Source organism: Streptomyces sp. NBC_01166 (assembly GCF_045039765.1).
Lineage (GTDB): Bacteria > Actinomycetota > Actinomycetes > Streptomycetales > Streptomycetaceae > Streptomyces.
This window is the reverse complement of the sequence record NZ_CP108613.1, coordinates 4583472-4602702: the sequence shown is the minus strand read 5'-3', so window position 1 is coordinate 4602702 and position 19231 is coordinate 4583472. Positions and strand designations below refer to the sequence as shown.

Below are 19231 nucleotides of genomic sequence, written 5' to 3'. Positions count from 1 at the left end.
CGCCGGCCACCCCCGCCGCGCGACGGAACCAGCCCGCCCGACACGGTTCACCTGCCGTTCACTCTGCCCCGTAGGCCGCTTCACCTGTTCTGCCTAATTTCGGACGTACACGGTGCACGGCGCCAAGCCGGACGCACCGATCCTCATCGCACGCCGCCTCGTCCCCACCAGCCGCGGCGGCTCCTGGAAGGAACACCCCGAAAGTGAAGCTTCAGCGCAAGAACCGGCTTCGTGCCACCGCGCTCGGTGCCCTCGCCGTCTCCGGCGCCCTGGTCCTCACGGCGTGCGGTTCGGACGACAACACCGGTGCCGACGCCGGCGGCAAGACGAGTGCCGCCGCGTCGAACATCAAGTGCGACGGCGCCGAGGGCCAGCTGCGCGCTTCCGGGTCCAGTGCCCAGAAGAACGCGATGGACCTCTGGGTCAAGAACTACATGGCCGCCTGCTCCGGCGTGGAGGTCAATTACAGCTCCTCCTCCTCGGGCGAGGGAATCGTCGCCTTCAACCAGGGCACCGTCGGCTTCGCCGGCTCGGACTCCGCCCTGAAGCCCGAAGAGGTCGCCGAGTCGAAGAAGATCTGCAAGTCCGGCCAGGGGATCAACCTCCCGATGGTCGGCGGCCCGATCGCGGTCGGCTTCAACGTGGAGGGTGTCGACAGCCTCACGCTGGACGCCTCCACACTCGCCAAGATCTTCGACAACAAGATCAAGAAGTGGAACGACCCGGCGATCGCCAAGCTCAACGACGGCGTCAAGCTGCCGGCCACGGACATCCAGGCCTTCCACCGCTCCGAGGACTCCGGCACCACGCAGAACCTCGGCAAGTACCTGAACGCCGCGGCACCGAGCGACTGGAAGTACGAGGCCGAGAAGAAGTGGCCCGCCCCCGGCGGCCAGGCAGCCTCCGGCTCGTCCGGCGTCGCCAGCCAGGTGAAGGCCGTCAACGGCTCCATCGGCTACTTCGAGCTGTCGTACGCCAAGTCGCAGGACATCACCACCGTCGACATCAACACGGGCGGTGCGGCCCCGGTCGAGGCGACCTCGGAGAACGCTTCCAAGGCCATCGCGGCCGCCAAGGTCAAGGGAACCGGCAAGGACCTGGCGCTCGACCTCGACTACACCACCAAGGCCGAGGGCGCCTACCCGCTGGTCCTGGTGACGTACGAGGTCGTCTGCGACACCGGCAACAAGGCCGACACCCTCGGCACCGTCAAGTCCTTCCTGACCTACACCGCCTCCGCGGACGGCCAGAAGGTCCTCACCGACGCCGGCTACGCCCCGATCCCCGAGGCGATCAACACCAAGGTCCGCGAGACGGTCGCCGGCCTCAAGTAGCCCGGCCCCGCACGACACGCACGCACAGGCGGGCCGGTCCGGCGCACCCCTCCGGACCGGCCCCCACCGCCCGACCATCCGGTGCACCGCCGCCAGGGGAGCATCCGCTCCCCCACACAGACCGGAAAGACCATGGCTTCCACCACACCGCTCGACCTCCCACCGGCTCCGCCGGAAACACGATCGCGTCCCAAGTCCACCGGACGCGCCGGCGACAAGATCTTCCTGGGCCTCTCACGCGGCTCGGGCATTCTGCTGCTCGTGATCATGGCGTCGATCGCCGTGTTCCTCAGCTACCGCGCCGCCACCGCCATATCCAAGGACGAGGGCAACTTCCTCACCACGCTCGACTGGAACCCGGCCGGTGACCCGCCGGTCTTCGGCATCGCGGTCCTGCTCTTCGGCACGGTCGTCAGCTCGATCATCGCGATGGTCATCGCGGTCCCGATCGCTGTCGGCATCGCCCTCTTCATCTCGCACTACGCGCCGCGCAAGCTGGCCGCCCCCCTCGCCTACGTGATCGACCTGCTCGCCGCGGTGCCCAGCATCGTCTACGGCATCTGGGGCGCCCTCGTCCTCGTCCCGTATCTGGAGGGCCTGAACCTCTGGCTCGACCAGTTCTTCGGATGGACGTACATCTTCGACAAGACCGAGATCGGCGTCCCCCGCTCACTCTTCACCGTCGGCATCCTGCTCGCGATCATGATCCTGCCGATCGTGACCAGCGTCAGCCGCGAGGTCTTCCTCCAGGTCCCGAAGATGAACGAGGAAGCGGCCCTCGCCCTCGGCGCCACCCGCTGGGAGGTCATCCGCCTCTCGGTGCTGCCGTTCGGCCGCTCCGGCATCATCTCGGCCTCGATGCTCGGTCTGGGCCGTGCGCTCGGCGAGACGATGGCCGTCGCCACGGTCCTGTCGCCGAGCTTCCTCATCTCGCTGCACGTGCTCAATCACGGCGGCGGCACCTTCGCCCAGAACATCGCGGCCAAGTTCGGTGAGGCCGACGAGTTCGGGCGCGACGCACTGATCGCCTCGGGCCTCGTCCTCTTCGTCCTCACCCTGCTGGTCAACGGCGCGGCCCGGCTCATCATCGCCCGCCGCAAGGAGTACTCGGGGGCCAACGCATGACCCACGCCACCACCACCGACGTCCAGGACAAGCGTCCGCAGACCCCGCCGGAACCGGGCAGGACCGGCCTCAGCAGCCGCAGCCTCCCCCGTTGGGCGCCGCTCGGCTTCGCCGTCGTGTCGGTCGCGCTCGGTGTGGGGATCTCCCTGGCAGCCGGCTGGCACAGCCGTGTCCAGTGGGGGCTGATCTCGGCCCTGATCTTCCTGGCCGTCTCGTACGTCGTGACGACCGCGGTCGAGAACAAGCGCCAGGCCAAGGACCGCCTCGCCACCAGCATCGTCTGGGTCTGCTTCCTCGTCGCCGTCGTCCCGCTCGCCTCGCTGCTCTGGACCACGATCAGCCGCGGCGCCGAGCGCCTCGACGGTTACTTCCTCACCCACTCGATGGCCGGCGTCCTCGGCCCCGAGGCCAGCGGCGGCGTCTACCACGCGCTGATCGGGACCCTGGAGCAGGTCGGGATCGCCACCGTGATCTCCGCCCCCCTCGGACTGCTGACCGCCGTCTACCTGGTCGAGTACGGCAAGGGCGCGCTCGCCAAGGCCGTCACCTTCTTCGTCGACGTCATGACGGGCATCCCGTCCATCGTGGCCGGTCTCTTCATCCTGTCGATCATGCTGATCGCCAACCTCGAGCCCTCCGGGCTGATGGGCGCCCTGGCCCTGACGATCCTGATGATCCCGGTCGTGGTCCGCTCCACCGAGGAGATGCTCAAGCTCGTCCCCAACGAGCTCCGAGAGGCCTCCCTCGCGCTGGGCATCCCGAAGTGGCGCACCATCCTGAAGGTGGTCCTGCCCACCGCGATCGGCGGCATCACCACGGGCGTCATGCTCGCCATCGCCCGTATCGCCGGTGAGACCGCGCCGATCATCCTGCTGGTCTTCGGCAGTCAGCTGATCAACAGCAACCCCTTCGAAGGCGCCCAGTCCTCGCTGCCGTTCTACATCTACGAGCAGTACAAGGTCGGCGAGGCCGCGTCCTACGACCGTGCCTGGGCCGCAGCCCTGGTGCTGATCGCCTTCGTCATGATCCTCAATCTGGTGGCCCGCGGCATCGCCCGCTGGAAGGCCCCGAAGACCGGCCGCTGAGGCCACGCAGAAAGCAGTTGATTCCACATGGCCAAGCGCATCGACATCGGCGGCCTCACCGCCTACTACGGCTCCCACAAGACCATCGAGGACATCTCGATGACGGTGGAGCCCCGCTCCGTGACCGCCTTCATCGGCCCGTCCGGCTGCGGTAAGTCCACCTTCCTGCGCACCCTGAACCGCATGCACGAGGTCACCCCGGGTGGCCGCGTCGAGGGCAAGGTGCTGCTGGACGACGAGAACCTGTACGGGCCCGGCGTCGACCCCGTCACCGTGCGCCGCACGGTCGGCATGGTCTTCCAGCGCCCGAACCCCTTCCCGACCATGTCGATCTTCGACAACGTCGCGGCGGGCCTGCGACTGAACGGTTCGTACCGCAAGAGCGAGCTGTCCGACGTCGTCGAGAAGTCCCTCAAGGGCGCCAACCTCTGGAACGAGGTCAAGGACCGCCTGAACAAGCCGGGCTCGGGTCTCTCCGGCGGACAGCAGCAGCGTCTGTGCATCGCCCGCGCGATCGCGGTCGAGCCGGACGTGCTGCTGATGGACGAGCCGTGCTCGGCGCTCGACCCGATCTCGACCCTCGCCATCGAGGACCTCATCGGCGAGCTGAAGGAGCGCTTCACGATCGTCATCGTGACGCACAACATGCAGCAGGCAGCACGTGTCTCGGACCGTACGGCCTTCTTCAACCTCTCGGCGGTGGGCAAGCCCGGCCGGCTGATCGAGATCGACGAGACGGAGCGGATCTTCTCCAACCCGTCGGTCCAGGCGACCGAGGACTACATCTCGGGCCGCTTCGGATAAACACAGACGGCCTTGGGGTGCTGCATGGCGGTGCCACCACAAGGCGAAGGGTCCGCCCCCGCTCTCCACAGGAGAGCAGGGGCGGACCCATGAGCAGCCGGGTCACCGGGCGAGCCCGGCCGGGCACATTCAGGCCGGGCGGAACCACTCACCCGAAGAGCAGCACGACGATCCCGTAGCTGAGCGCGGCCACCAGCGCGGCGGCCGGCATGGTGATGAACCACCCCAGGATGATGTTCTTGGCCACGCCCCACCGCACGGCGTTCACCCGCTTCGTGGCGCCGACACCCATGATCGCCGACGTGATCACATGAGTCGTGGAGATCGGTGCGTGGAAGAGGAACGCCGAGCCGAACATGATCGACGCGCCGGTCGTCTCCGCGGCGAAGCCCTGCGGCGGGTCCAGCTCGATGATCTTGCGGCCGAGCGTACGCATGATGCGCCAGCCGCCCGCGTACGTCCCGAGGGACAGCATCGCCGCACAGGCGATCTTCACCCAGACCGGGATCTCGTCGTTCGGGCCCTCGACATCAGCGATGACCAGGGCCATCACCACGATGCCCATCGTCTTCTGGGCGTCCTGCAGACCGTGTCCGAGCGCCATGCCGGCCGCCGAGACCGTCTGCGCGATACGGAAGCCGCGCTTGGCCTTGTGAGGGTTGGACTTCCGGAATATCCACATGATCACGACCATCACCAGATAGCCGCCGACCAGGCCGATGACGGGGGACAGGAACATCGGGATGACGATCTTGTCGAGCACGCCGTCCCAGTGCACCATCGTCCCGCCGGCCAGCGCCGCGCCGACCATGCCGCCGAACAGGGCGTGCGAGGACGACGACGGCAGACCGTAGTACCAGGTGACGAGGTTCCATATGATCGCGCCGACCAGCGCCGCGAAGAGGATGCCCATCCCCTTCTGGCCCTCCGGCGTGGCGATCAGGCCTTCGCTGACGGTCTTGGCGACCCCCTGGCCCAGGAAGGCGCCTGCGAGGTTCATCACAGCGGCCATCGCCAGAGCCGCACGCGGGGTCAGCGCCCGGGTGGAGACCGAGGTGGCGATGGCGTTCGCCGAGTCGTGGAAGCCGTTCGTATACGTGAAGCCGAGCGCGACACCGATGGTCACGATCAGCGCAAAGGTGTCCACGAGGTTCAGGACTCCTTGACCGCGATGGTCTCCACGGTGTTGGCGACGTGCTCGAACGCGTCAGCCGCCTCTTCCAGCACATCCACGATCTGCTTGAGCTTCAGCACGTCCATGGCGTCGTACTTGCCGTTGAACAGATGCGCGAGCAGCTTGCGGTGGATCTGGTCGGCCTGGTTCTCCAGACGGTTGACCTCGATCCAGTACTCGGTGAGGTTGTCCATGGTCCGCAGACTCGGCATGGCCTCGGCGGTGAGTTCCGCCGCCCTGGCCAGGACCTCGATCTGCTGCTCGACACCCTTCGGGAGCTCGTCGATCTGGTACAGCACGACCAGGTCGACGGCCTCCTCCATGAAGTCCATGATGTCGTCGAGCGACGACGCGAGGTTGTAGATGTCCTCGCGGTCGAACGGCGTGATGAAGGAGGAGTTCAGCTGGTGGAAGATCGCGTGGGTGGCATCGTCCCCCGCGTGCTCCGCTGCCCGCATACGCTCCGCGATCTCGACTCGGGAGGCAGAATCCGCCCCGAGCAGTTCCATGAGGAGCTTCGAGCCCGTGACGATGTTGTCCGCGGATGCGGAAAACATGTCGTAGAAGCTCGTCTCCCTGGGGGTCAGACGAAAGCGCACGTGGGGTCCTCGGGGTGCTTTGGATTCGGTCAGGCTGATGCTAGGCGCATCATCCGGCCACGGCTAACCGGCGTTCTTCAGTGTCGCGCATCGGGCACAGTGATCAGCACGGCCCCCCGGTCACGTTTCGGCTGGATTCGGTACGATATACCCGGCAGGGGTATACAGAGGGTACGGAACGGCACGCTCACCGCAGGCCACGAGGACAACGGGAGGACCCCATGACCACCACCGAGGCCACCGGAGCAGGCGGTACGGAAGCAGTCGTCACCGACCACGACCGCGGCATCCACGGGTACCACCACCAGAAGGACGAGCACCTCAAGCGGCTGCGCCGCATCGAGGGCCAGATCCGCGGCCTCCAGCGGATGGTGGACGAGGACGTCTACTGCATCGACATACTCACCCAGGTCTCGGCCTCCACCAAGGCACTTCAGTCCTTCGCGCTCCAGCTGCTGGAGGAGCATTTGCGCCACTGCGTCGCGGACGCCGCTCTCAAGGGCGGCGAGGAGATCGACGCGAAGGTCGAGGAGGCCACCAAGGCGATCGCCCGCCTCCTGCGGACATGACCGCGGCCCCGGGTGGGAAAGGTCATCCCCGGTGTCGGCCCTGCCGGGGGATCGTCGGCACCGGCTCGGAGGGAAGGTCCCTGACGTTGAGCACCTCGTCGATACGGTCGGGACTGAGCCGGTCCTCGAGCGCGTCCGCCGCGGCGATCATGAGCTCGCCGCAGAGTTCGATCTCGGCGAGGGCCACACAGTCCTGAGCGTTCGGAGCGCTGAGCGTCACCACCTGCGTCACCTCTCTCTGCTGTCGCCGACTCCTGGCGCACCGACTCCCTAGCGTAGGGAGCGCGGCACGCGCCGCGCATGGCACGGACGGACCATTTCGGCCCCCTCCCTACGGCGTTTCCGGGCCACTCCCGCCCTGCTGGACCCGCCCCGTGTAGATGTCCGCCCCGCGCGGAAGCTCCACGGAGACCGGCGCCCCGAAGCCGTACAGCAGCATCGTCGAGACCACCGCGACCGCCGGGCCCTCGGTCGCGAAGGTGAAGTGGTGGCGCACCTTCCGCAGCAGGCCCTCGTCGTCCAGATAGACGTCGAAGGGCACCGTGTCCGTGCTGAACCCTTTCGCCGCGGCGGCCATCGCCCCGCGCGAGGACGGCGACGCCTCCCGCGCCGCCCGCCCGAGATCCGCCGTCCCCCGGTAGTGCCGGACCGCCACCCCGGCCAGCTCCGTCCGCCCGACGTACGTCACATCGCCCGCGCCGCGCAGCAGCTCGGCGGAGGCCATCGGATCGGTCACGCCTCCGGTGACCAGATTCCCGTCCTCCAGGGTCGTCGTGTCGATCCGCACCCATTTGTCGTCGGGCACCCCGGCACCACGGTTCTTCATGTACAGCGCACCGGGGGCCAGCAGCTCCGTGATCGGCCGGTGCTCGTCGGCCCCGGCGGCGTCCTTGGGCAGGACGACCTTGATCCGGCCCAGCTGTCTGCGGAAGTCGTACGCCCCCTGGCCCCTGATCGTCACCCGGGTCCCGCCGGCCGCCGTCTCCATCGACGTACGCGTCTCGGCGCTGCCCGCACCGGCGAGCGCCTCGGCCGCCCCGCGCACCACGGCCACCGGGGTGCCGGCCGGGCCGGCCCGGGCGACGCGCTCACCGGCCCCGTCGCCGTCGTCACCGCCCGTGCCGGAACATCCGCCGACCACCGACACCACGCCCGCGACGGCCAGGGCCAACACAGCCAGTGGCCCGCCTCCGCACCTGCGCTGCTGCACCACCATCGCCTGCCAACCCCCAACGACGCACACCTGACCGAGTTCCCGCCCGCCTCGCCTAACGACGGCCGGGGCGCCCCGTCACGCCACCGGGCCCCTTCCGGAAGCCGATCGGCCCACTCGGTGACGGCACCGGCCGGCCCGCAGTACCGTGGATCCGTGCATGAGGACCCCCCAGCCCACGCCCCGGCCCCGTCGCTCGCTCCGGGCTCCGCACCCATCACCGCCCTCGCCCCGCCGCACAGCGTCACCACGGTCGAACGAGGCTCGTTCTGCATCGCACGCTGCAGCTGCGGCTGGTCGGGACCGGCCCGGCGCGCGCGTGACCGGGCCCGCACGGACGCGGCCGAACACCGCGCCGGAACGGACCGCTGAGCGGTCAGGCGAGCGCGTCCCCCAGCCGACGTACGAGAGGGTCGGTGCCGGGCACCACGGACGGCAGTACGTCCCGGAGCAGTGAGAGGTCTTCCAGTACCTCCCGGATCACGTGCGCCTCCGGCGTCCGGCCGAGAAGGTCGTCGCACCGCGCGGTGGCACGCTCCCATTCCTGGAGCGCGCAGTGCATGAACAGGACGCACCCCAGCACCAGCGCCTGCCTGGTGCTGTCCCCGGTCCCGTCCGCCAGGAGCAGACGGATCGCACGCCGGAAATTGCGGTCGGCCTCCTGCTCGTCACCCGTCAGACGCGAGGAGAGGGCGTACAGGCCTACGTACCAGCCGTCATCCGAGTTGATCTCCACAGCCCGTACGCAGTCGGCGAGCGCCTCCTCGTAACGCCCGAGCCGCAGATGCATCTGCGCACGGCCGGCGTACGACCACGCGGCGGGAGCCTCGGCCGCCATGACCAGGCGGTAGTCGGCGGCCGCCTCCTCGTGGAGGCCCGCCCGCCGGTACATCTCCGCGCGGTGGGAGACGAACGCCCCGGACATGGGGTCGATCTCCATGGCCCGCGTGTAGTCGGCGGCGGCCTCCTCGTACCGGCCCAGCCGCCGGAAGACCATCCCTCGGTTGAGGACGGCCCAGTCGTAGCGGGGATTGATCTCGAAGGCCAGGGAGTGGTCGGCCAGCGCTTCCTCGTAGCGACCGAGCCGCCGGTACAGCTCCCCACGGCCCGTGAGGGCCCATTCGTAGCGGGGGTCGGCCTCGATGGCCCGGGTGTAGTCGGCCAGCGCTTCCTCGTGACGGCCGAGCTTCTCGTAGGTGGCCGCCCGGCTGGCGAGGGCCCACGCGTAGTCCGGGTCGATCTCGACGGCCCTGGCGTAGTCGGCGAGAGCATCCTCGTACTCGCCCATGATGTGGTGGACCCGGGCACGGCTGGCGAAGGCCCACTCGTAGCGCGGGTTGATCCCGAGGGCCCGGGTGTAGTCGGCGAGGGCCTCGGCATGGCGGCCCTGGACCTGGTGGACGTACGCCCGGCTCCCGAAGGCCCACGCGTACCGCGGGTTGAGCTCGATGGCCCGGGTGTAGTCGGCGACCGCGTCGTCGGGGCGTCCCGACGCCTCGTGGACCTGGGCACGGCTGCCGTACGCCCACGCGTACCCCGGGTCGAGCTCGATGGCGCGGGCGAAGTCCGCGAGTGCCTCGTCGTGGCGGCCCAGGTTCCGGTAGGCGTCGCCACGGCTGCCGACGGCCCGTTCGTCGAGGGGATCGAGCTCCAGCGCACGGGTACAGGCGGCGGCCGCCTCCTCGTGACGGCCCATCAGCCGGTACGTCTCACCACGCCCCGCGTGCGGACGCGCGTCGTCCGGATCGATGTCCATGGCCAGCGCGTAGTCCGCCAGCGCCCTCTCGTGGTCGCCCGCGATCCGGTGCTCCCCGGCCCGGACGCAGTAGGCCAGAGCGCGCCCCGCCGCACCGAGTCCGGGCGCCGCCAGCAGCACGTTCAGCACCGCGATGCTCGCCCCGTCCTGCTCACCGGCGGCTTCCAGACGCCGCCCCCAGGCGCCGAGAACCGCCGTCTCCGTGTCGTCTCCCGCCTGCCCGAGGATCTGGGCCCAGCGCCGCAGCGTCGCGAGGTCGTGGTCGATCGCGTGGACGGCCTGGTGGAGGGCGTCGGGCAACGCGGTCCGGTGATTCGCGCACAGCCGGTGGTACGTCTCGTTGAGCCGGTGTTCGCGCCAGACGGCGTCCTCCCAGCACGTGAAGGTGCCGGCGGCGGTGCCGAGGTCGGACTCCGCGCCCAGGCGCCACCGCTCGAACACATCGGCAAGACGGGTGTGCGCCTGCTGCCAGCGGGCCGGCGACCGACCGCGCTGCAGGCGCAGCATCGCCGCGCGCACCACATCGTGGTAGCGGCACCGGCCCGCCTGCGTGGAGACGAACGCGAGGCCGCGCAGCCACGGGTAGTCGGCGGCGGCGGCCTCCGGCACGGCGGCCCGGTACACGTCCTCGTCGATCTGCAGCGGAAGCGCACAGGCCAGCGCCGCGTCACGCCGCCGGGCGTCCGGCTCCCACTTCAGAAACCGCTCGACCGCCGTCTCCGACGGATCCCCGAAGCTGTCGCCGCTGCTGGCGTCACTGCGGGCCAGCATGTCGACCAGCAGCGGCAGCCGCCCCGACAGGCGCAGGACCAGATCGACGCTGGGCTCGTCGGTGACGCCGTGGGTGGCGAGCAGCGTGCGCGCCTCCTCCTCCGTGAACACCTCCAGGCGCACCTCGGTGACCTGGCCCAGCCGGTCGCCCCAGACCCGGGCGTCCAGGCGCGGCCGGCCGGAGAGCACGACCTGGACGTTGACCGGCAGGCCCCCGTACTCCTCGCCGAAGACGATGTCGTGCAGCCAGGCGTCGAGCACGGGCCCGGTCCGCTCGTACACGTCGAAGAACAGCACCACCCGCTCGCACCGCTCCGCGACCTCGGCCAGGTCCTCCAGGAAGACCGGGGCGAGGACCGCGACCGGATCCATCACCAGCCGTACGTCGTCATGGCTGCGCAGGCGCATGTTGAGGGCCGCCCGCACCCGGTCCGCGCCCAGCGCGACCTGCTGCGGATCCACCGCGCCGACGAAGGCCCCGACCCCGGGCACCATGCCGAGACCGACCAGTCCCACCTGCGCCGCCACCGTGCTGGACGGCCTCGCGGCCGGTGCGGCCTGACCGCCCGGAGGGTCGGGCTGTGGTGCGGGGACAGCGCTCTCGGCCTGGTGCCGGCGCTGCCGGTAGGTCGCCAGCTGCTTGTCGAACCGCTTCAGCGGGTGCCCCTGCCTGCCCAGCCGGGCGCTGACGGCCTCCATCGCCTCGACGGCGTCGTGCACCTCGTCGTCCACGAACGCCGTGACGACGGTGGACTGCTCGCGGGCGGTGGATTCCCACTGCCGGACGAGGGTGGACTTGCCCACACCCCCGTTGCCGCGCACATGGAACAGGAACGGGAAGTCGGCCTCCTCCGGATCACGCGCGAACGTCTCCCGGAACACCGCGAGCTCACCGCGGCGCCCCACGAAGCCCGAACGCTCGTGCCGCCGATTGACTTCCTGCCGCGTCGGCCGCCGACCGGCCACATGCACCACCCCCGGATCTCCGGCCATGATGCCCCGCCGTCCGGGGCGCGGGATCGGAACCGCCGAAGTGGCCCCTCGGGCTGCCCTGCCCATGCGTGAGGGGCGCCCCTCCACGGGACGCCCCTCATGAAACCGCCGGTCTCTCCGCCTACGCGGCGAGTTCGCCATGCCTACGCGGCGAGGTCCCTCTCGCCGGGCTCACCGCCACGGCCGGAGCCCGTGCTCGGCTCGGGGATCCCCTGCGCCTCGCCCCGCCCACCGGCGGTGGCGCCCGCCCCGCCCGAGCGGACGAGCCGGCCGAGCACTCCGGCGCGGGCCACGGCCCCCACCAGAGGAGTCAGCAGCATCATCGCGAGCGGGGCGAGCAGCAGCGCCACAGCGGTGCCGAGAGCGAAGCCGCCGATCACGTCGGTCGGGTAGTGCACGCCCATGTAGACGCGGCAGAAGCCCTCCAGGAGCGCCAGCGCGATCGCCACCAGGCCGAACTTCCTGTTGGCCACGAAAACCCCCACGGCGATCGCCATCGCCATCGTCGCGTGGTCGCTCACGAAAGAGAAGTCCGTCTTGCCCTTCACCAGGACTTCGAGCCCCTTGTGGTCGAAGAACGGACGGGGCCGCTCCACGAAGCCCCTGATCGGGATGTTGACGAGCAACGCGATCCCGGCGGCGAGCGGTGCCCACACGAGCCCGGCAACCGCCGTCACCGAGTCCTCGGTCGTCCCGCGTCGGCGCACGCTCCACCAGCACCACAGGACCGCCAGGACCATGGCGAACATGATCCCGAATTCACCGACGAACTCCATGACCCGGTCGAACCAGGTCGGAGCGGCCTTCGCCAGCCCATTGATGTCGTAGAGCAGGCTGACATCGGGGTTCGACCCATCGAGTGCGAGTCCAGCCATCTGCCGCGGCCCCTTGCCTTGTCTGCTGCTGCGACGCACAACGGCGTGCGTCGCCTTGGTCTGACCCCCGTGGTCGGTGCGGATTCAGTGCCGCGCCACGCCATGATGCCGTCACGCCTGACCGGTCTGGACAACCGCGCATGGTCATGTGCGCATGCTGTCCCAGTCCAGGGAACGGCCTGTCAGCTCTCTGCGTTCCGCTCTCCACCGAATGATCACCATGACGTTATCGAAGAGTGACTCATCGTCGCAGCTCAGGGCCTGGGCTTCACGGAGAGTTCCGGCCATGACCGACTACCTGTCAGCTTTCCGGGAGCGCGGTGGGAAGCGCCGCGGCCCCGTCTTTCGTGACCCTTGTCGCACCGAAGTAGTCGGGGGTGTCGATCTTGTCGAACCGGATCACCGCGCCGGTGTACGGCGCGTTGATCATGTAGCCGCCACCGACGTAGAGGCCCACGTGGTGGATGGCCCGCGAGTTGTTCAGATCGTCCGAAAAGAACACCAGGTCTCCGGGGAGGAGCTCCTCGCGGGAGGGGTGCGGTCCGGCGTTGTACTGATCGTTGGCCACCCGGGGAAGCTCGATGTCCACCGTCCGGTACGCGGCCTGAGTCAGCCCGGAACAGTCGAACCGGCCCCCCTGGTCGGCCGTCCCGTTCCCGCCCCAGAGATAGGGGGTACCCAGCTTCTTCTGCGCGAAGTAGATGGCCCCGGCGGCCTGCTGTGAAGGCTGCACCCGGCCGACCGGCTTGGCGAAGCTCTTCTCCAGCGACCTGATGATCTTTACGTAGTTCTGCGTCTCGCTGATCGCAGGCACCCCGCCCGACCGGATCACACGGTACGCACCCGCGTTGTACGCGGCGAGCATGTTGTCGGTCACGTCGCCCGGCACCTTCTTGACGTACCCGGCGAGCTCGCAGTCGTAGGACGCGGCGGACGGGATCGCGTCGGCGGGGTCCCATACGTCCCGGTCCCCGTCCTTGTCCCCGTCGATGCCGTGCGAGGCCCAGGTGCCGGGGATGAACTGGGCGATGCCCTGCGCGGCGGCGTGGCTCTGGGCGCGCGGATTCCAGCCACTTTCCTGATACAACTGCGCCGCCAGCAGAGCGGGGTTGATGGCGGGGCAGAGGTTGCCCCACTTCTCGACGAGGGGCTGGTACCGCGCGGGCACGGCCCCCTTGGCCAGCCCGACGGCTCCGCTCGCCCCGGCGATCCCGGCGGCGGCGGAGTACGTACCGACGACGAGCAGGGCGATGAAGCACAGGCCCAGCCCGATCCCACCGCCGACGAACACCCAGTATTTCCGCACGTCTCAACCATCCCCCATTCGGGCGCGGTTCACGACGCGATTCGCTGGTGTGTACGGGTGGATGGAGGCATGAGGGGGCGTCAGGGGCGGCCGAGGGGGATCAGGGGGCGCCGGCGGACCAGAAGGGCGAGCGGATGTTGGGGCGGGGGATGTGCTCCATGCCCTCGTAGGTGGGCGCGGTCGCCTTGGTGGTGGATTCGGCGACCTCTGACTCCTCGACGCAGGGGCTGTCTACCTCGAAGAACACCTGCCCTTCACCTCCGACGATCAGACTTACGCCGAACCCGTCCTTCGTCTGGGCAAAGATTGCCGGCACATCCGGATCATCGTTGATGGATTTCATCCGATACCCGCTGCTGCGCCATGAGCGGTCCACTACACCCAAGAAGCTTCCCCTACGTTGCGCGGACACGATGGTCATGACAGCACGCCGTCTGGTTACGTCGCAGCTTCCGGTAGTGGTCGGGCCGTGGGTCCACCGGACCGCCGGGTGAACCTGGTCAAACATGTCATCCAGAATCCTGTCAGCGCGATTCGCCGCTTCCTGCATATTCATTTCAGAACCCCCTGTTCCCACGAGCGGCTCAACTCCACCCGCGCAACTCGACAAGACGAATGAGACGGCTACCGCCGCAGTTGCGTAACAGAACGCACGACTCATCGATACTCCTGATTGCTGATCTTCTCAGAACGCCCGGCAGCAATTAGCGCAATGTTGGACGATGACACCGCGTCTCTCTTCGGGTCAAAGTACAGAGAGTGTGCGGCAATTGTCGGCCCACTGGCTCCGGTGAGGCCCGGGCCGTCATCGACACGGAAGCGCCGTGCGCCGAATTCTTCACTCGCCGGATCCTTGCCGAACCAGAGGTCATCATCTCCTCGGTCAGCAACGTCACCTGCAAGAAGGGAAAGTGGACCGAGCACGCTCACCGAAGCACCCACGACCGCCTGCCTTTTGGACGGCACCATTGTCACCCCGTCGTTCTCCGCCGCCCCGACAAAGACGTGGGACTTCCCTACCCCGAGATCCTCCGCACGATCAACACCCACCCCTGGACTCCCGACCAAAACGATGTCGTCGACTCCCGGAATCCCCCCGCCCTGCTGTGTGGCCGCACCCACTGTGCGTGATCCGTACGAGTGCCCAATAGCCGTAAAATGCGGATCGTCGTTTATGTTCGTAGCCGTCAATCCGCTAGCAAATTCGTTCAACCGTTTCCCACCCTCAACGGCCCGCTCATCATGAGCCACTGCGAGAGTACCGAGACCGTCAATGGCCTGAGGAGCGTCGTAGCCGAGCCATGCAATGGCTGCACTTGACGGGTCGTGGTATCGGGAACCAATCGCCGTGTCACGAGCACGCTTGAGGTCACCCTCCGCAAATTCTTTATCCAAGGAGGTATTCAAGCCGGGCACATAGGTCGACACATTCTTGGCAGTATCTGGATTTCCATACGCGACGATCGCCCGCCCGTTCCCCTCGTCACTGACCCCTAGGAGGTACATCGGCGGCTCCCCAGGCTTGGCTCCCGCCCCCAACTGCCGGTCGATCTCCCGCAGCCCCGCCAACTGCGTCACCGACCTCTCGTCGTCCCGCCCCTCCAGCTCCCCGATCAGCAACCGCAGGTTGTCCCGGTTGGCCGCGTCGCGGATCAGGGCCGGGATCCCGTCCAGGTTCCCGATCTGGTCCGGGTACACCGCGAGGTACTCCTCGCGCTGTTCCTGCGTCAGCCCCGCCCACCAGTCCCGCCGCTCCGCCGGAGACGCGTCGTGAGGGATGGCGTCCTTCAGGTACGCCCCCGCCGCCCCCCGCACCGCCTCCGCGTCGCCCGCCGCGTCCTTCCATGTGGAGTCCGGGACCTTCAGTCCCTCTTCCGCCTTCAGCCGGCGCAGGATCCCCGCGTACCGCCAGTCGATCTCGGCCGCCGCCCGCACCGCCCCGGTCACCCGCTCCGCGATGTCCTGCGCCTTGGCCGCGTTGGGGTTCGGTGCGACCAGGCCCGAGGGTGGCACAAGCCCCGGCAGCCCGTTCGACGACGTCGTGCCGCCCCGGACGGCCGCGCCGTCGATGAGCCCCACACCCGCAGCCGGGTACGTCACCGAACCGTCCGCGTGGACCGTGAACCTCAGCGCGGCCGCATCGTCCAGCGCCTCGTTCAGTGCCCGCTGCTGGGTCTTCATCTCGTGGGACAGGGAGTTCAGGGTCGTACGGAGCAACCCGCACTCGGTGTACACGTACTGGAGGTTCCGCCCCAGCTGCCGCAGCCTCGCGACCGCCGCCTGTGCCGCCTCGCCCTCCTGCGTGTCGCGGAGCCCGGTGAGCAGTTGCTGCTCGATGCGGTCCCGCGCCGCGTCGGCACGGTTGCTCGACTTGCCCCACCCGTCGGCCGCGCCCTCCAGCTCGGCGCACCTCAGGTCCCGTAACTGCGCCCACGTCAGCGCCGGCGTCGGCGTCACCGCTCGTCACCCCCGCACGGCGTCACCGCGGCGAAGGACGCCCTGACGGCCTCGTTCGTGGCGCCCTGCGTACGCGCGACGTCCCGCAGCTTGGCCGCCAGGCTTCCGCACTCGCCCTGCGCCGCCTGGAACCGCCGCTCCCAGGACTCCCGTACGGCCGCCAGCTCCGCGAGCGCGGTAAGCCGGCCTGCCCCCTCCATGAGCCCCTGATGCGCCAGCCCCAACTCTCCCCGTACAGGCGCCAGCTGGGCCGCCAGCTCCGCCGCGCCCCCTGCCGCCAGCAGCCACGGTCCGTCGCTGTGCTTCAGCCTCGGGCCACAGCCGCCCCCGCTCGGCGGCCCCGCCGGATCACTCAGCCCGTGCACCACGGCCATCACGCTCACCCCGTTCCTCGATCACGGAGCGGCACTGTGCCAAAGGCGGCGTACCCGACACGCCGGACGTACCGGCGGCGTGAGCCCGACCCCCGCCCCCGCAAGGAAGCGACCTCACCGACTTCACCCGAACGCGGGACGCGGAACCGGCCGGAGGGAGACACCGTCCATCCCTGCATCACCCGGACCAGCCGAAAGGGCCCCATGCCCACCGCGAACGCGACCCGCTTCCTCTACATCGCCCGGCACGGCGAGGCGTCCACGGACGAGACCGAACTGACGGAACGCGGCCGCCGCCAAGCGGCTCTCCTCGGCGAGCGGCTCCGGGGCACACCGTTCTCCGCCGTCCACCACGGCCCGCTCCCCCGGGCCGCGCAGACCGCCCGGCTGGTCCACGAGCGGCTCGGGGAGGGCATCCCCCTCCATGCCTCGGAGCCGGCGGGGGACTACGTGCCGTACGTCCCGCGACGGGAGGAGCTGCCCGAGGAGTCGGCGGACCGGCTCCTCGGGTTCGTCGAGCAGTTCCCGTACGCCGAACGCAGCCGGGGCCCGGAGCTGGCCGACTCCGCGACGGCACGGTTCACCGGCCCGGCGGATGGCGACGAACCCCGTTACGAACTGGTCGTCACCCACGCGTTTCTGGCCGCCTGGCTGGTACGCGACGCACTCGACGCCCCCGCCTGGCGCTGGCTGGGCCTCAACCACGCCAACGCGGCGCTGACCGTCATCCGGTACACCCCCGGCAGGCCCGCCGCCCTGGTCATGGTCAACGACATGGGGCACCTCCCGGAGGACCTCCGCTGGACAGGATTCCCACCGGAGCTCCGCGCATGAGCCGTGCCGGGTGGCTCATGCGTTCCCCGGATGTCCCCCGGACGGATGGTTTACGGGCCACCGCCCTCGCGGTCCGGGGTGACGTGGGCCGCTCTTCGTGATCATGCAGAGCGTGATCTCCGTACACCACAACTCATCCCGTGTCCGACGGTTGTTGACGGCCGCGGGCCTCGCCGCGGCCGCCCTTGCCGCATCGCTGCCCGCCGGGCCGCCGGCGCGGGCCGCCGCCTCCGCACCCGTACCTCCGCCCCGGACCGCCACCCCCGCCGAGGCCCGTGCCGCCGCCTGGCTGAACACCCACCCGAAGGAGGCCGGCCGCTTCTTCCGGGACCTGCCCAAGGGCGGTGACCTGCACAACCATCTGTCCGGCGCGGTACGGACCGAGTACCTCATCCAGCTCGCGGCCGACGACGACCTCTGCATCGACTCCACGATGACCGCCGTCGCACCGCCGTGCGGTGCGGGCACCCGGCCGGCCGCCGACGCCCTCACCGACAGCCGGTTCCGCCAGGAGATCGTCCGGGCCTGGTCCATGCAGGACTTCCCGCAGGGCCAGTCGGGCCACGACCACTTCTTCGCCACGTTCGGGAAGTTCGGCGCCGCGACGTCGCACCGGGGGAAGATGCTGGCCGACGTGGCGGGAACCGCCGCCGCGCAGAACCAGACGTATCTGGAGACCATGGTCAGCCCCGCCTCGGCGGGCGCCAGGCAGCTGGCGACGGACGTCGGCTGGGACGCCGACCTGGCCGCCCTGCACCGCAAGCTGCTCGCCGGTGGCCGGCTCGACCAGCTCGTGACGACGGCGAAGCAGGAAGCCGACACCGCCGACGTCGAGTTCCGCGAGACCGCGAAGTGCGCGACCTCCGAGCCCGGCCCCGCATGCCGGATCACGGTGCGCTGGATCTCCCAGGTGTCACGCAACAGCGCCCCGGAGCGCGTCTTCACCCAGATCGCCCTGGGGCTCCGCCTGGCCGAACGCGACCAGCGGTTCGTCGCCGTCAACCTGGTCCAACCGGAGGACGGTGAGATCTCCCTGCGGGACTACCGCCTGCACATGCGCATGCTGAACTACCTGCACGGCGTCTACCCCCGCGCCCACATCACCCTGCACGCCGGCGAGCTCGTCCCCGGACTGGTGAAGCCGGAAGACCTCACCTTCCACATCGACGACGCCGTACGCACCGGCCAGGCCGAACGCATCGGCCACGGTGTCGACCTCGTACAGGAGGACAACTGGCAGCGCCTGGCCCGCGACATGGCGCGTCGTCAGGTCGCCGTCGAAGTCCCGCTCACGAGCAACGCGCAGATCCTCCAGGTCGAGGGCGACGAGCACCCGTTCCCCGTCTACCGGAAGTACGGGGTTCCCGTGGTGCTGTCCACCGACGACCCCGGGGTCTCACGCGGTGACATCGGCCAGGAGTACCAGCGCGCGGCCCGTACGTACGCACTCGGCTACCCGGAACTGAAGGACCTGGCCCGGGCCTCCCTGGAGTACAGCTTCCTGCCGGGCCGCAGCCTGTGGCGTCCCGACCCCGTACGCCAGGGCTTCCGCCCGGTCGAGGAGTGCCGCGCCCTGGAGTCCGCGCGCTGCGCCCGCTTCACCGACCGGAACCCGAAGGCCGGCCTGGAACTGCGCCAGGAGCGGTCCTTCCGCGCCTTCGAGGCCCGCTACGCCGGCTGATCCTGCCCGGCCCCGGTCCCGGTCAGGGGCGGGACGGTGCGTGCGACCCGCAGCACCTTCCCGCCCCTGACCGGCGCCGAAGCGACCGATACGACTCATCAGTGGTCGAGGGCCAAGTGCATGGCCAGGAGATCCTTCCCGTAGTCGTTGCCGTCGGGCGTGCGGATGATGGTGTGGATGTGGAAGTGGCCCTGTGAATCGACCCTCCACGACCTGTGGATCACCGACGCGGAGGCGGCCGCACAGGAGGCGCGGCCGCCGAGCAGAACGCGCATCTCTCC

General features: G+C 69.5%; 19 protein-coding genes. 8 read left to right on the top strand and 11 right to left on the bottom strand.

The window, feature by feature from the left end; all coding sequences use genetic code 11:
• Positions 1-203: 203 nt before the first annotated feature.
• The 4 genes from pstS to pstB all read left to right on the top strand — a co-directional run bounded on the left by pstS (position 204) and on the right by pstB (position 4348).
• Positions 204-1334, top strand: a complete 1131-nt coding sequence (pstS, locus tag OG379_RS21105) for a phosphate ABC transporter substrate-binding protein PstS (protein WP_405664707.1) — start codon at positions 204-206, stop codon at positions 1332-1334.
• 132 nt (positions 1335-1466) lie between these two features.
• Positions 1467-2459, top strand: coding sequence for a phosphate ABC transporter permease subunit PstC (gene pstC / locus OG379_RS21100; protein WP_393757214.1), 993 nt, complete (start codon positions 1467-1469; stop codon positions 2457-2459).
• Complete coding sequence (gene pstA / locus OG379_RS21095; RefSeq protein ID WP_405664706.1) at positions 2456-3544, top strand: phosphate ABC transporter permease PstA; 1089 nt, start codon at positions 2456-2458, stop codon at positions 3542-3544. Before pstC ends, pstA begins: the two co-directional genes overlap by 4 nt.
• A 27-nt stretch (positions 3545-3571) precedes the next feature.
• Positions 3572-4348, top strand: a complete 777-nt coding sequence (pstB, locus tag OG379_RS21090; RefSeq protein WP_405664705.1) for a phosphate ABC transporter ATP-binding protein PstB — start codon at positions 3572-3574, stop codon at positions 4346-4348.
• Positions 4349-4496: 148 nt separating this feature from the next.
• On the opposite strand, the gene OG379_RS21085 is transcribed toward pstB, so the two are convergent.
• Together OG379_RS21085 and OG379_RS21080 are read right to left on the bottom strand one after the other, a co-directional pair.
• Positions 4497-5495, bottom strand: a complete 999-nt coding sequence (locus OG379_RS21085) for an anion permease (protein ID WP_393757208.1) — start codon at positions 5493-5495, stop codon at positions 4497-4499.
• 5 nt (positions 5496-5500) lie between these two features.
• Entirely contained in the window at positions 5501-6121 is a 621-nt protein-coding gene (locus OG379_RS21080) for a DUF47 domain-containing protein (protein WP_073743490.1), read from the bottom strand.
• A 221-nt stretch (positions 6122-6342) separates the two neighbouring features.
• Between OG379_RS21080 and OG379_RS21075 the strand changes: the two genes are divergently transcribed.
• A complete protein-coding gene (locus OG379_RS21075) occupies positions 6343-6690 on the top strand; it encodes a metal-sensitive transcriptional regulator (protein WP_322984270.1) in 348 nt (115 codons plus the stop codon).
• Positions 6691-6712: 22 nt separating this feature from the next.
• Here OG379_RS21075 and OG379_RS21070 read toward each other — a convergent pair whose 3' ends face one another.
• On the bottom strand, positions 6713-6922 hold the full coding sequence (locus OG379_RS21070; RefSeq protein WP_322984271.1) for a hypothetical protein: 210 nt from the start codon (positions 6920-6922) through the stop codon (positions 6713-6715).
• Positions 6923-7021: 99 nt separating this feature from the next.
• Entirely contained in the window at positions 7022-7906 is an 885-nt protein-coding gene (locus OG379_RS21065) for a hypothetical protein (RefSeq protein WP_405664704.1), read from the bottom strand.
• Positions 7907-8059: 153 nt separating this feature from the next.
• On the opposite strand from OG379_RS21065, the gene OG379_RS21060 reads away from it, so the two are divergent.
• Entirely contained in the window at positions 8060-8275 is a 216-nt protein-coding gene (locus OG379_RS21060) for a hypothetical protein (protein WP_405668843.1), read from the top strand.
• Positions 8276-8279: 4 nt separating this feature from the next.
• Here the strand turns inward: OG379_RS21060 and OG379_RS21055 are convergent, their stop codons facing one another.
• From OG379_RS21055 to OG379_RS21030, 6 genes are all read right to left on the bottom strand, one after another.
• On the bottom strand, positions 8280-11423 hold the full coding sequence (locus OG379_RS21055) for a tetratricopeptide repeat protein (RefSeq protein ID WP_405664703.1): 3144 nt from the start codon (positions 11421-11423) through the stop codon (positions 8280-8282).
• Between the two features lie 143 nt (positions 11424-11566).
• Complete coding sequence (locus OG379_RS21050) at positions 11567-12298, bottom strand: phosphatase PAP2 family protein (RefSeq protein WP_405664702.1); 732 nt, start codon at positions 12296-12298, stop codon at positions 11567-11569.
• Positions 12299-12599: 301 nt separating this feature from the next.
• Entirely contained in the window at positions 12600-13604 is a 1005-nt protein-coding gene (locus tag OG379_RS21045; RefSeq protein WP_405664701.1) for an NlpC/P60 family protein, read from the bottom strand.
• Between the two features lie 100 nt (positions 13605-13704).
• Positions 13705-14160, bottom strand: a complete 456-nt coding sequence (locus OG379_RS21040; RefSeq protein WP_405664700.1) for a hypothetical protein — start codon at positions 14158-14160, stop codon at positions 13705-13707.
• A gap of 101 nt (positions 14161-14261) precedes the next feature.
• Positions 14262-16061, bottom strand: a complete 1800-nt coding sequence (locus OG379_RS21035) for an alpha/beta hydrolase (protein WP_405664699.1) — start codon at positions 16059-16061, stop codon at positions 14262-14264.
• Positions 16058-16435, bottom strand: coding sequence for a hypothetical protein (locus tag OG379_RS21030; protein ID WP_405668600.1), 378 nt, complete (start codon positions 16433-16435; stop codon positions 16058-16060). The genes OG379_RS21035 and OG379_RS21030 overlap by 4 nt, the downstream gene beginning before the upstream one ends.
• Positions 16436-16639: 204 nt before the next feature.
• Between OG379_RS21030 and OG379_RS21025 the strand changes: the two genes are divergently transcribed.
• Complete coding sequence (locus tag OG379_RS21025) at positions 16640-17269, top strand: histidine phosphatase family protein (RefSeq protein ID WP_405664698.1); 630 nt, start codon at positions 16640-16642, stop codon at positions 17267-17269.
• A 103-nt stretch (positions 17270-17372) separates the two neighbouring features.
• Complete coding sequence (locus tag OG379_RS21020) at positions 17373-18950, top strand: adenosine deaminase (RefSeq protein ID WP_405668598.1); 1578 nt, start codon at positions 17373-17375, stop codon at positions 18948-18950.
• Between the two features lie 98 nt (positions 18951-19048).
• Here OG379_RS21020 and OG379_RS21015 read toward each other — a convergent pair whose 3' ends face one another.
• On the bottom strand, positions 19049-19225 hold the full coding sequence (locus tag OG379_RS21015; RefSeq protein ID WP_405664697.1) for a hypothetical protein: 177 nt from the start codon (positions 19223-19225) through the stop codon (positions 19049-19051).
• Positions 19226-19231 lie beyond the last annotated feature (6 nt).